The 13203-nt window shown below is 33.7% G+C and carries 12 protein-coding genes; 11 read left to right on the forward strand and 1 reads right to left on the reverse strand.

Annotated features, from left to right (window positions below):
- Positions 1-42 precede the first annotated feature (42 nt).
- From CS063_RS12600 to CS063_RS12650, 11 genes are all read left to right on the forward strand, one after another.
- A complete protein-coding gene (locus CS063_RS12600) occupies positions 43-927 on the forward strand; it encodes a carbohydrate ABC transporter permease (protein ID WP_099450064.1) in 885 nt (294 codons plus the stop codon).
- Between the two features lie 13 nt (positions 928-940).
- Positions 941-1774, forward strand: a complete 834-nt coding sequence (locus tag CS063_RS12605) for a carbohydrate ABC transporter permease (protein ID WP_099450065.1) — start codon at positions 941-943, stop codon at positions 1772-1774.
- 57 nt (positions 1775-1831) lie between these two features.
- Positions 1832-3895, forward strand: a complete 2064-nt coding sequence (locus CS063_RS12610; RefSeq protein WP_099450066.1) for an alpha-amylase family protein — start codon at positions 1832-1834, stop codon at positions 3893-3895.
- A gap of 86 nt (positions 3896-3981) precedes the next feature.
- Positions 3982-4347 carry a DUF2294 domain-containing protein gene (locus CS063_RS12615; RefSeq protein WP_099450067.1) on the forward strand — a complete coding sequence of 122 codons (366 nt, stop codon included), beginning with the start codon at positions 3982-3984 and terminating at the stop codon, positions 4345-4347.
- Positions 4348-4481: 134 nt separating this feature from the next.
- Positions 4482-5711, forward strand: coding sequence for a DUF3360 family protein (locus CS063_RS12620; RefSeq protein ID WP_099450068.1), 1230 nt, complete (start codon positions 4482-4484; stop codon positions 5709-5711).
- 287 nt (positions 5712-5998) lie between these two features.
- Positions 5999-6196 (forward strand): cold shock domain-containing protein, encoded by a 198-nt coding sequence (locus tag CS063_RS12625; RefSeq protein ID WP_099450069.1) that lies wholly within the window; start codon positions 5999-6001, stop codon positions 6194-6196.
- 157 nt (positions 6197-6353) lie between these two features.
- Complete coding sequence (locus CS063_RS12630) at positions 6354-6797, forward strand: MarR family winged helix-turn-helix transcriptional regulator (RefSeq protein ID WP_099450070.1); 444 nt, start codon at positions 6354-6356, stop codon at positions 6795-6797.
- A 13-nt stretch (positions 6798-6810) separates the two neighbouring features.
- The gene (locus tag CS063_RS12635) at positions 6811-8178 is read left to right on the forward strand and encodes an MATE family efflux transporter (protein ID WP_099450071.1); all 1368 of its coding nucleotides are present in this window, start codon (positions 6811-6813) and stop codon (positions 8176-8178) included.
- 132 nt (positions 8179-8310) lie between these two features.
- Positions 8311-9456 carry a PucR family transcriptional regulator gene (locus CS063_RS12640; protein ID WP_099450072.1) on the forward strand — a complete coding sequence of 382 codons (1146 nt, stop codon included), beginning with the start codon at positions 8311-8313 and terminating at the stop codon, positions 9454-9456.
- A gap of 103 nt (positions 9457-9559) precedes the next feature.
- The gene (locus CS063_RS12645; protein ID WP_099450073.1) at positions 9560-10849 is read left to right on the forward strand and encodes a cytosine permease; all 1290 of its coding nucleotides are present in this window, start codon (positions 9560-9562) and stop codon (positions 10847-10849) included.
- 221 nt (positions 10850-11070) lie between these two features.
- Positions 11071-11982: a YfjL-like protein gene (locus tag CS063_RS12650; protein ID WP_099450074.1), complete on the forward strand. Its 912-nt coding sequence runs from the start codon at positions 11071-11073 to the stop codon at positions 11980-11982.
- Positions 11983-12029: 47 nt separating this feature from the next.
- Here CS063_RS12650 and CS063_RS12655 read toward each other — a convergent pair whose 3' ends face one another.
- Complete coding sequence (locus CS063_RS12655) at positions 12030-13061, reverse strand: M29 family metallopeptidase (protein WP_099450075.1); 1032 nt, start codon at positions 13059-13061, stop codon at positions 12030-12032.
- Positions 13062-13203 lie beyond the last annotated feature (142 nt).

The raw sequence follows: 13203 nt of genomic DNA on the forward strand, positions 1-13203 counted from the left end.
AATGCTAAAACAGTCTCCGGTTCAGTATTAAGGGGGAAATATATGCTTAATTATAAAAACTATAAAAAGACAGTTATTTGTTTTTTACTTCCAGCATTATTATTTTATACAGCCTTTCTCATTTTGCCTGCTTGTCAAACTGTTGTTTTATCTTTCTTTAAATGGAAAGGGGTAGGAGGAACAGTCTTTAAATTTTATGGTTTCAAAAATTATATACAAGTTTTTTCGGACAAAACATTTTGGCTTTCCGTAAGCAACCTAGTTAAGTTTCTGATTATAAGTATGAGTACACAACTGCCTTTAGGATTTATACTGGCTTATATTATTAGTCTTCAGCTTAAAGGGCATAAGTTTTTTAAACTTTCTTTTTTCCTTCCGGCCGTTTTGTCTGTTACGGCTATTTCATTAATGTGGCGAATGATTTTATCAGGTAATTATGGACTTGTAAATACATTTTTAGAGGTTATAGGTTTAGAGAGTTGGACACGTTCATGGCTTACAGACCCTAAGATATGCTTTACAGTAATATGTCTTATTAATACGTGGCTACAAGTAGGTGTAACATTTGTTATACTACTTGCAGGGATATTAAATATTTCAGAAGAAATGTTTGAAGCAGCAGAGATTGATGGTGCTACTCGATTTGATAAGATATTTAGAATTATTATACCGATGACTAAGGATATTATAGGTATTTGCGCCATACTTATTGTGACTAATACAATGAAAAGCTTTGATCTTATCTATGTACTTACAAATGGTTCTTTTGGTCCTGGAGATATTAATCAGGTACCAACAGGGCTTATGTATATTACTTCCTTTATAGGAGAGAATTTCGGAAATGGTAGTGTAATAGCAGTATTTATTATGATAATGGGTGGACTTCTTTCTTCTATGCTTTACTTTAAGTCCTTCCAAGAGGAATAAGGGGGAAGCGGATATGAGAGAAAAAAAATTATCACTTGGCAATGTCATCTGCTATATCATATTGATTTTATGGGGGATTATAACAATTTATCCTTTGATTTATACCTTTATTTCTTCTTTTAAAACAGAGACAGATATGTTTTCAAATCTTTTTGGACTACCTAAGGAGTATATTTTTTCTAACTACTCACATTTATTTACTGAAATGAATCTGATGCGCAATATAATGAATAGCTTATTTTTAGCAATAATGACAGTTACTCTGCAACTTATTTTTGGTGCAATGGCCTCTTATATTATTGCGAACTTTAGTATGAAAATAAACAATAAAATAATGCTCTATTTTATTATCGGTATGCTCATACCTGTACATGCCATTATCATACCTATTTCTATTATTGCAAAAGCTGTGAATGGTTATAATAGTTTCTGGTTCATTATTGCAATCTATGTAGCTACAGGTTTACCTTACCTTATATTTGTGGTAACAGGTTTTATGAGATCCATTCCTAAAGAACTTGTAGAGGCAGCTATTGTAGATGGCTGTAATGCTAATCAAGCTTTTTGGAAGATTGTATTGCCACTTAGTAAACCAGTACTTGCAACAATGGGAATGCTATCTTTTATAGGTGCATGGAATGAGTTAATTCTTGCCCTCGTTTTACTTAAAAACAATGCAACAAAGACAGTATCACTTGCCTTGACATTATTTGCTGGGGAAAGATTCTCTAATTATCCTGGTATGTGTGCAGCTGTTATTGTAGGTGTATTACCTACTATGATAATTTATTTTATGTTCCAAGAAAATATTATCAAGGGAATGACAGCTGGATCAGTAAAGGGGTAAAGAGAAATATACATCAATAAATTTAAAAAGTAAAAGAAAAAATAAGGAGTGTATAAGATGAAAGAATTAAATTTCAGACAAGTGCATTTAGATTTTCATACAAATAGTGAAATACTAGGTATTGGAAGTGAATTTGATCCTAAAGAATTTGCAAAAACATTAGTGGATGCCAAGGTAAATTCTATTACTTGTTTTGCAAGATGTCATCATGGGATGCTTTATTATGATTCTAAGCTTAATCCAGAGAGAGTCCATCCTCATCTTGTAAATAAAGAGCTGTTAAAAGAACAGATAGAAGCTTGCCATGAGGTTGGAATAAGGGTACCTATTTATACAACGGTACAATGGGATTATTATACGTCTAAAGCACACCGTGACTGGGTATGTATTGATACAGAAGGAAGGGCAATAGGGGAAGCAGGATTAGGTCCTCAAAATCCACTTGAACCAGGTTTTTATGAAACACTTTGTATAAATACACCTTATAGAGATTTTTTGAAAGCCCATGTAAAAGAAATTTTAGAAACCTTTGAAGGTGCAGATGGACTCTTTTTAGATATTGTATTCCCAGTAGAATGTTGCTGTAGTAACTGTATAAATAAGATGCTTTCAGAAGGATTTAATCCACATGATAAAAAAGATAGACAGTTCTTTGCGCAACAAAGTATTGATAACTTTAAAAAAGATATGACAGCTTTTATTAGGCAATTTAATAAAACATGTACAATTTTTTATAATCGTGGACATGTAGGCACACCACATAGGTCTGTAAAAGATGCCTATACACATTTTGAGCTAGAAACTTTACCAAGTGGTGCATGGGGGTATTTACATTTCCCAGCAACTATACGTTATGCTAGAACATTAGGTAAAGATTGCCTTGCACAAACTGGTAAATTCCATACTATGTGGGGAGATTTTCATTCTTTTAAAAATAAAGCAGCTTTAGAATTTGAATGTTTTAACATGCTAGCACTTAATGCAAAATGTATGATAGGGGATCAACTTGAGCCTAAGGGGAGCTTGTCAAAGCCAGTATATGAGCTCATTGGTTCAGTCTATGAACAAGTAGAACAAAAAGAAGCATGGTGCACTCAGACACCGTCATCAGAAATTGGTGTATTAACACCAGAAGAATTTATTGGTGCGACAGTAGGTGTGTTGCCTGATTCTTTACGAGGGGTTATTCGTATACTTCAAGAAAGTAGTTATCAGTTTGATGTTCTAGATACATACAGTGAATTTGATAGATACAGACTTATTATTTTGCCAGATGTGATTCCTGTATCCTCTAGCCTTAACAAAAAATTAGAACAGTATATGGCGAAAGGGGGGAAAGTGATTTGCACTTTTGAGTCAGGGCTTAATGAAGAAAAAACTCAGTTTGCTCTTCAGGATATAGGAGTAGTCATGAAAAAAGAGCAAGGAAAAGATATATATGGTCATTTAGTAGCTGGAGAGATTTATGATAGAGGAAATTATGGAGAGTATTTGATTCCCAAAGGAGTTATTGGAGCAGGGTTACCTGAGACAGAGCACATTATGTATACAAAAGGACTTAATGTAGAGGCAAGTACAGAAAGCACTGTATTGGTAGATGTAATTAGTTCAGTATTTGATAGAGATTATCGTCACTTCTGTTCTCATAGACAATCACCTTCTTCTGGTAATAAAATTTCAGATGGTATTGTAATAAATAAAGATAAAAATATACTTTATTTTTCACATCCTATATTTAAGCAATACAACTATAATGCACCTAAATGGTGTAAGACAATGTTGATTAATGGGATTAGGCTCTTAATGGAAGATAAACTACTAGAACATGAAGGACCAAGCACTATGCTTACTACTATCAATGATCAGTTAAGAGAGAATCGCAGAGTAGTACATTTATTACACTATATCCCAGAGCGACGCTCTGAATCTATTGATATCATAGAAGATGTCATTCCGCTTTATAACATCTCTATTAAAGTAAAAGTAGAGAAAGCAGTTGAAAAAGTAGTATGCGAACCTCAAGGAATGCCTATAGACTTTGTAATCGAAGAAGGCTATGTAAAATGTACTGTTCCTAAAATAGAAGGCCATCAAATGTTAGTTATATATTACTCTTGCTAGCGATAAAGTTGTACCACTCCTATATTATATATTGACATTCTTGGTATATATTGATATATTATGAATAATTAGTGGGTGGTGATGACGTGACAAAGGGACAGTTAGAAGCTAAGATTAGTGAAGCAGTTAGTAAGTTTGAAGTGGAGTATATGGGAAGAGGTCCTAAATCCATTCGGACTTATGTTATTAACGAGATAATTATTATTAGGCTTTTGGGCTTTCTTAACCCTTCAGAGCAAAAACTTACTGATAATCCTCAAGGCATTGAGTTGTTTAAAAAAATGCGCACTCTGCTTTTTGAAGGTGGGAGAGAATACTTGGAAACATTGATCAAGAATATTATTGATGTAGCCGTGATTAGCACTCACTCGGATATTAGTACGAGAACTGGAGAAAAAATTATTGTCATTACAACAGATTCTAATTTAGAAGAATTAGTTACAAAAAAATAAATAATATATACGGAAGACAATGCAAGGTAGCTTAGCTAAATTGTAAGTAAGCCGATATCCAAGAATTATTTCTAGGATATCGGCTTTTTATATTTTTATAAATGATATTTAGAAACATTCAATAAGGAGGCGCTATGGAAAAAGTAAAGCATTGTTTGAAGATGGGTGATTTTATACCTGCTTTATCAGGTTTGATTGGGAAAATATCACTGGTATCTTCTTTTGCAGTTGTTTGGGCACAGGAATTAAGGATAACGAATCCACATTTTGTATTTGACAACATACGATTGGAATTATTAATAGGAGGTATCATTGCTTTAGTAGTCGCATGCATCTCACCTAAAATAGCTCCTGCAGGAACCCTGGCGCCACTTGTTATATTGATTCCTTCGATGGTAAAGTTTGGTGTACATCCTTTTGTTTTGAGTATACTGGTAGGGGTTATTGGTCTTATTTTTATTAGAATGGAATTACTATCCAAACTTATTCTTTTGTCTAAGCATGTAAGCAAAACAAGTCTTACTCTTGTTTTTGGAGTATCAGGTGTATTACTATGTGTTCAAAAGCTATTTAGCTTCTTTAATGAAAAGTATCTTATTTTAGCTTTACTTCTCATACTTTTAACGCTTTGTTATGTTTACTTAATAAAAATGGATAAAGTTTGGATGATGATTCCCATTTCAGCTGTTGTCTCGCTTTTAATAGCTTTTTTAGGGGGAATAAAGTTAAACCTTATGGAACCTATGAATCCTTTAGTTCTGAATCCAATCTATTGGTGGGAGGAAGTATGGGGGATTGGTTTTGGACTTAACTTCGTTACAATTTTAAAAACCTTACCTTTTGCTTTTTTTGTGATGCTACTTTGGGGGATGGATACAGTTGCTATTACAACCTTATTGGAAGAACAAAGTAGCGAAGAAGAAAATCCAGAAGAAATAGACTTAAATAAATCTTTTATGGTAGTGGCTGTAAGAAATATGCTAGCAGGAAGTTTGGGAGGGGCGCAGACAGGCTCTTTGTGGCGAAGTTTTCTTATTCCACTTTTTATGATACAACGCCCCATGAGAGGAGCAACTTTTTTATTAGGTGGGGCATGTATCCTTGTAAGTTTATTTGGTAGTCCTATTAAGCTACTAGCCTTTCCACCTCTTGTATGGACTGTATTGCTCTTTGGAATATTTATGCCTTTATCCGTTATTGGATTCAATAAATGGCGAAGAAGCAAACAGGCACTACAAAAAATAGCGATTATCCTTTTAGCCGCTATAGGAGTTGGTTATAGTCCTATTATAACTTGGTTAGGTGCATTAATCGTTCAACATTTTAGTAAGGACGAGGAGGATAAAATAAGTAGTTTATTTTAAATAGAGCTATTACACCACTAGATATGCCATTAGTGGTGTAATACAAATTAAGCTTAAAGAGGGGAGCTTTATAGATACATCAATATATTTATTAAAATTATGTTGACAAGTTATGGAAAGCCATGTATACTAAGAGTGTATCAAGTAGTTGTTTATAGCTTTAAAAGATAGTGAAATTCACATGTTATTAGAGATTATATGCAGTACGAGGTGTAATCTGTAATAGTATGTGAATTTTTTTGTTTGCGACCATTACAGAAATTTATATTAAATAGGAGGTACCGCACATGACAGGTACAGTTAAATGGTTTAACGCAGAAAAAGGATTTGGATTTATTGAAAGAGCAGATGGAGATGATGTATTCGTACATTTCTCAGCGATTCAAGGAGATGGATTTAAATCTCTTGATGAAGGACAAAGAGTAAACTTCGAGATTACACAAGGTCCTCGTGGCGCACAGGCAGAAAATGTAACAAAAGCATAATCTATAACGAATAAAAGAGGTAGAGCTAAGGCTCTGCCTCTTTTATTTTTATGTCATTAAATAGTTTTAAATCAAACTTTTTTGTTTACATTTTATGAAAATAGGTTTATTATATAGACAAAAAATAGTTTTAATTAGAACTAATTGAGGTGAAGGTATGAAAAACTTAGATTTTATAGAGAAGTTAATGGTTATACATCATTTTACAAAGGGGTTATTTAAATATTCCTCCATAAAAGAAATAGAGCCCAATCTAAATGAAACACACGCCAAGATTTTACTATTTGTATATAAGCACAGCCAAAGACAAATGAGTAAAATTAATGAGTATATAGGACTTCAAAAAGGAGCTTTTACAACATCTGTTGATACTTTAATTGAGAAGGGATATATGTTAAAAATCAAGGATGAAAAGGATAAAAGATCTATGAACTTAGAGTTAACAGAAAAAGGCGTAGAAGTAGCAGATAAGTTAAAAGATAATTTATACAAAAATATAAATGACATGTTTGATACGACACAGGGAAAAGAGAAAGAAGAAATAAATAATGCAGTAGAATTATTATCAAGATTTTGTATAAACAATAAAAAAAAGCATTAAATAGGAGGGTCAAATGGAAGATAAAAAGATATTTATTTTAAAAGATGAAAGTGTTTCAAAAGCTATATTAAAGTTATCTATACCTATGGTTATGGGGATGATGGTTCAAGTTTTATATAATTTAGTAGATACGTACTTTATAGGCATGCTAAACGATTCAAATCAATTAGCAGCAGCTAATATAGCACTTCCTGTGTTCATGATGCTTATGGCTATAGCGGGGATTGTGGGTTCAGGTGCAGCTTCATATATATCAAGATGTCTTGGTAATAAGGATTATGAGGAAGCGAATAAGACTATTTCAATAGCAACCGGTATTTTAATTATAATAAGTATGCTTGTTATGATAGGGGGAGGATTAATGTCTCCGAATCTTGCAAAAGGTTTAGGAGCAAATGAAGCTACATTTGATGATACTTATAGCTATATAGTTATAATGTTTATAGGTTCAATACCTGTTATGTGCAGCTATGCACTAGGGCAGCTCCTTCGCTCAGAGGGGAATATAATGCAGTCAGTTATAGGGCTTGCACTAGGTACTGTTGTTAATATAGTACTTGATCCTATTCTTATCTTTGGGTTAAATATGGAGATAGCTGGTGCGGCCATAGCTACTGTAATTGGGCAAGCCTCAACACTATTCTATTTTGCTTATGCTTATTTTAAAGGTAAGACTACCTTAAAAATAAGTCTAAGACAATTTAAATATGATCAAAAGATATTTAAAGAAATATTTATAATTGGTGTTCCAGCCTCATTCAATCAAATGTTAATGGGAGTAGCTACTGTTGTTGCTAATAACATAGCTGTTGGCTATGGTAATCTAACTGTTGCTGGTATGGGAGTTGCGATGAAAATAATGACTATAGGTACCTTTGTATTTATGGGTTTCTCTGCGGGATGTCAGCCTTTAGTTGGATATAACTATGGATGCGGTAACATTTCTAGGGTTAAGGAGATTATCAAAAAAGGAATAATCATAACCTCTATCATTGGCCTGAGCTTAGCTTTAATCTTTGGTGTATTTGCTAGTTCTTTAATAGGATTATTTACAAGTGATATTGAAGTTATAGATAAAGGAGCTACCATACTTAGAGCCTTAATCGTTTCACTTCCTTTTGTTGGTGGTCAGATGATATCTACAACATCAGCTCAGTCAATGGGTAAGGCTATGGTGGCCTTTATCTTATCTATATCAAGACAAGGAATACTTTATATGCCTCTTTTAATTCTACTGAACAAACTATTCAGCTTTTCAGGATTTGTTTATGCACAACCTATAACTGATATTATTATGATAGTATTTTCATCTATGCTATTATATAAGGTTATGCCAAAGGATAGTATTAAAGAAATTTCTACAACAGAGGAATTTGTTTAAAAGCTCAAAAAGACAACTGCTTTAATAAAAGGATAGGGTTTTAAAAGAGAATTTGCAAAAATAGATTGTATTTAGTATCCCTATTATCCGATAATAGTAGAGATTAAAAAATATACAGGAGAAGGGGACATTATGAATATTTCACTAGAGAGTATTTTAAAACATCCTATTTTTGAATCTGCTCGTTGTTTAGCCGGAAGTCAGGGAATGAATCGGCACCTCAAAAGAGTTTCTGTATTTGACTGTCCATTTTCTAAAGAAGAAAGCTACGACTCACTTATAGAAGAGGGAGACTTTTTCCTTTCTTGCCTTGAACAATTTGATAATAATAAGGGGCAGATTATAGAATTCTTACAGCAACTTATTAACAGAGGAAGTAGTGGGCTTTGTATTGTTACTAATAGTGAGAAGCCTCTCCTTTCAGAAGAAGAAAAACAAGTTTGTGAAGCCCATAACTTTCCTGTTATTGCTTTTACTAACAATATTCCTTATGCTGTTCTTTTAGATGTTATTAATAAGCAAATTATCCACCAACAACTTAATCTGATTAATGAGTATAAATTAGAGCAGCTTCTTCGTTCAGGAGATGGGAAGGAGAAATTACAGCTGCTTTATAACATAAATCCTCATATTAAGTCTTATGTTTGTATTTTACTTTTAACAGGTCCTATGAATTCTGCTATTTCATTAGCACATGTTAAAAAGAGTTTTATGAATAAAGAGGATGATCTCTTTATTGAAGGGCAGGCTTATAGGCTACTTGTTATTAGCAGTACAGATAGTAAGCAGCTAGAGCTAAAAGAAAGGCTATTAACAGAAACCATTACTCAAAACTTTAGAGAGATCCATTTAGGAATTAGTCAAATTTATGATAAACGGGAAATCAACTATGCTTTGCAAGAAGCACAAAATGCCCTTATGTTAAGTAAGTTATTTGAGAAGCCATTTATTCGTTATTCACCTTTATCCACTCTACCTTTATTAGTAACCTTAAGAGACTCCCATGAACTACTTGCTTTTTATAATAGTTATGTGGAAACCCTTAGGATACAGGCATCTGACAATAATCTTGAGGAGCTATTACATACGGTTGAAGTCTATGTGGATAGGGGAGGAGATTATAAACGGGCGGCAGAACAAATACGACAACATGAAAATACTATTCGTTATCGGATAAATAAAGTGAAGGCCTATCTTAATCTAGAGCATGATACAATTGAATTTCATCAAATAATCGCTTTAGCAGTACAAGCTCAAAAATTGTTAAAGCAAAGATGAAAAATGTATAAAAATACACTCTAATTTTTAAAAAATCTACAAACATATCCTTCTAAAGCTGTAATATACTATTTTTATCAAACAATAGGGAGGATTTTGAGTAATGAGTGAAGCAAATAAAAATACATTTGAAACGACTACATTAGAAGCGGTTCCTTTATCTGAAAGGAAGAGTTGGATTAATGTAGCGTATATTCAAGCTGGGATTATGATTTGTGTTCCAAGCCTGATGTTGGGGGGGATTTTAGCAGAAGGGATGTCTATAAGTAAAGCGATTTGGGCAGGTATAGTGGGTTATACACTTGTCACTATTCTTTTTTGTTTAATTGGAATCATTGGAAGTGATTTAGGAGTTCCTACTTGCATTGTTGCTTGTTCTGCCTTTGGGAAGAAGGGGGCACGTTTTATTGTTAGTACGCTATTAATGCTTTCTATGATTGGGTGGTTTGCTGTTCAGACTAGTGTCTGTGGAAGTGCCTTTTCTAACTTACTAAAAGAGTTTACCGGCATCAACTTTTCACAGGAATTTTCAATGCTTATTTGGGGACTTATTATGCTTATAACGGCAGTATATGGTATTAATGCTTTGGAAAAATTAAATAAGTTAGCCGTTCCTGCTTTGTTTGTAGTGACGATTATTGGCTGTTTTATGGCGCTTAAGAGTTATGGTACAGCTAATCTTTTTGTAAATCCAGCAGAGGAAACAATGAGCTTTATAGATGGTATTGTTCTTACTGTTAGCTTTATGGCAGCAGGAGCACTTTGTGCGCCAGATTTTACAAGGTATCAAAAAACACGTAAGGATACTATTCTTTCTTCTTCTATTGGTGTGATGCCAGCAGGGATTCTTATGCTCATTATGGGAGCAGTTATGACACGTATTGCCAGTGAGTATGATATTACTTTAGTTTTCTGCCAAATAGGTATTCCTATTATGGGTATGTTAGTTCTTATTATTGCTACTTGGACTACGAACACTACCAATGCTTATTCAGCGGGTTTAGATGCTGTTTCTATTTTTAATTTAAAAGAAAATAAAAGGGCGCTGGCTACTATGTTAGCAGGTGTTATTGGTACATTGGCAGCCGTTATTGGCATGGCTACCCATTTTGAAGCGTTTTTATATATTTTAGGAGATATTCTCTTACCTATTATGGGGATTTTTTTAGCAGATTATTGGGTTTTAGCAAAAGGAAAAGCTGCAAGCTATAATGTTAGAACAAACTGGAATTGGAATGGAAATGGTTTAGTAGCTTGGATTTGTGGGGTATTAACCATTAAGTGTATTCCTGTAGGTATTCCTTTTATTCAAGGGATTGCAGTTGCTTTTATAGTTTTCATTGTTATGAGCAAGACAGTGGGTACAAAGACCTACGAAGCCCTTACAAAATAAGTAGTTGTTCTTATTTTTAATAAAATAACCACAGATAATAAAGGCCATGTAGGACTAGAAAGGATTTTTCTAGTTTTACATGGTCTTTATTAGGATATAATGCTATTATAATAAGTGATAATTCTGTATATAACAAATCTTAAAAAATGTGACTTATTAAAGAGAGAGGAGGGGCTTATTTAGGTATTATCATTCAAAGCGTCTTAGAGGATATAGAGTGGTTGGGACGCATACCAGAAGTACTTATTATGCCTCTATTTCTAAGTATTATTTATACGATTTTAGTAGGAATAGGTACAGCTATTGGTGCGTTATTTGGATATGCTTTTGGAAGGGAGACTAAGCAGACAATGTCATGGATAAAAAAAGGTATTGCAGGGATATTGGGGATTTTACTTATGTGGGTAGTTTTATGGGGAGCCAATGATTTACTGGGTAATCCTATCACAGCTACTTTGGCTACTCATAAAGTTAAAGCGTATGTAGCTGAGAAATATCCAGAGCTGGATTTAGAGGTTGGGAAGGCCAGTTATAATTTTAAATTTAAGACCTATGGGGTGAGTGTAAGTTCAAAAACGAGTATAGATACTCACTTTACCATAGAGTATAAAAAAGGAAGAATAAAATATGATGAGTATGAAAGCTATGTACAAGGCAAGTTTAATACAAGACGTAGGTTAGAAGAAGCTTGTACTAAAGAAGTCATTTCACTTTTATCAAAAATACCTCAGTTAGAGAACAATACGGCTATGGTAAACTTTGTAGATCCTGAGAGATTAGAGGAGAGTGAGAGGGAAGCATTAGAAAAAAATATTGTATTAGACATGCCCTTTAATAAAGAAGTAACTTCTAGTATGCTTATTAGTATTAGAGCAGAATTAAAGGATATAACTCCTCGAAATCTAGAAAATATATTAAAAGAATCCCATTCTCTTTTAAAGAGAGAGGGGTATGAATTTAAAAATTATGGATTGTTTTCTGACACCCAAGAAGCATTAGTGATGATAGATAATGTAACTTCGGAAGATATGGCAAACGGTCAATTACTCAAGGCATTAGAGGAAGCAAATCAAAACGTAAATAGTGAAGGATCTTCTGGAATGAGTGCGATGATTCGGAGAAAAGAAAAGTAAGAAACATAAAAAGGCATCCTAGGAGGGTGCCTTTTTAGTAGCTTAAGCTATTTAACAGGAGAAAGGGCTAATAATGTTTCATCTACGATTTTACCTTCCTTCATGATCAGCTTATTGTCTAGCCAAACAGAAGAATTTAAACAAATACCATCACAGTGAGATTTTGCATCTTGACCTATTGGAGGTGCATCAAAAGGACTTACATAACCAATTCCCCATTCTGTACATCCCCATACACGCTCATCTTCTACAATATTTCCTGTTAAAATAGCTCCTGGATTAAAACCATAAGCAATATGTGCCATTTTAAACATACCTTCATCATCAAAAGATTTTAAGAAACGTTCAAACTCAGTAGCTTCTGTACCTCCTGAAATCTGGGTAATGATACTGTTTTCTACCTTTAATGCAATAGGTGTATGAGGTACGTGACCAAAAGGTGGTGTCACACAACCATCAAAAACGATCGTTCCTTGGATACTACCAAACTTGGGCACAACATTAATTTGCCCTGTAAGCATATGAATAGCTGGATAAGATGCATCTCCACAGTCACATGCTACAAAATGATTGGGGTCAATTTCAAAGCTTACATCACAGCCTGCTGGAGTAGTGACACGCATTGTATGAGCTGCTTTAGTCATTTCCGTCACTTTTTGCATAAAAATTTTTAATTGAGAGGTTTCTACTTTTCCTACTGTACGAATAAGAAGCTCTGGAGTGAAATCTACTAAACACATATAGCGTAATTTCTTATTTTCTGCCTCTGCCCTTTCAAAAGGCGTTGAATATAATAACCACTGATGATTAAATTCTATCCATACATCAGCATGAACAAGTGCTCCAGCTAATGCATCAATCGGTAAGTTAGGGTCAGCAGCTTTTCCTACTCCAGAAGGTGTTGGGATAGTAATGACCATGGGAATAGCCCCTGCTGCATAGGCACTAGAAGCAACTGCCTCAACAACTTGCTCGTTAGAGCAAGTATCAGCAGTAATGATGACAGTTTCTCCTGATTTAACTGCGAACATCTCTTTAATTAATTTATCTGCTGCATGTTGTAATTCATAATGTAACATATCGTTATTCTCCTTATTTTTTAAGTTAACTAGCTTTAAGTATATCAGAGGTACAACTGATATATTTTGTATTAGTAACAAATTTTAGGAGTTATTTTAATAATATTTATAAGCAAAACCTAGGAGCTATCAAGTTATAATA

The organism is Sporanaerobium hydrogeniformans, assembly GCF_002735925.1.
GTDB classification, from domain to species: Bacteria; Bacillota; Clostridia; order Lachnospirales; family Cellulosilyticaceae; genus Sporanaerobium; species Sporanaerobium hydrogeniformans.

Coding starts and splice junctions, on each gene's coding strand:
- CS063_RS12600 (WP_099450064.1), top strand. CDS start 43: ATGCTTAATTATAAAAACTATAAAAAGACAGTTATTTGTTTTTTACTT.
- CS063_RS12605 (WP_099450065.1), top strand. CDS start 941: ATGAGAGAAAAAAAATTATCACTTGGCAATGTCATCTGCTATATCATA.
- CS063_RS12610 (WP_099450066.1), top strand. CDS start 1,832: ATGAAAGAATTAAATTTCAGACAAGTGCATTTAGATTTTCATACAAAT.
- CS063_RS12620 (WP_099450068.1), top strand. CDS start 4,482: ATGGAAAAAGTAAAGCATTGTTTGAAGATGGGTGATTTTATACCTGCT.
- CS063_RS12625 (WP_099450069.1), top strand. CDS start 5,999: ATGACAGGTACAGTTAAATGGTTTAACGCAGAAAAAGGATTTGGATTT.
- CS063_RS12630 (WP_099450070.1), top strand. CDS start 6,354: ATGAAAAACTTAGATTTTATAGAGAAGTTAATGGTTATACATCATTTT.
- CS063_RS12635 (WP_099450071.1), top strand. CDS start 6,811: ATGGAAGATAAAAAGATATTTATTTTAAAAGATGAAAGTGTTTCAAAA.
- CS063_RS12640 (WP_099450072.1), top strand. CDS start 8,311: ATGAATATTTCACTAGAGAGTATTTTAAAACATCCTATTTTTGAATCT.
- CS063_RS12645 (WP_099450073.1), top strand. CDS start 9,560: ATGAGTGAAGCAAATAAAAATACATTTGAAACGACTACATTAGAAGCG.
- CS063_RS12655 (WP_099450075.1), bottom strand. CDS start 13,061: ATGTTACATTATGAATTACAACATGCAGCAGATAAATTAATTAAAGAG.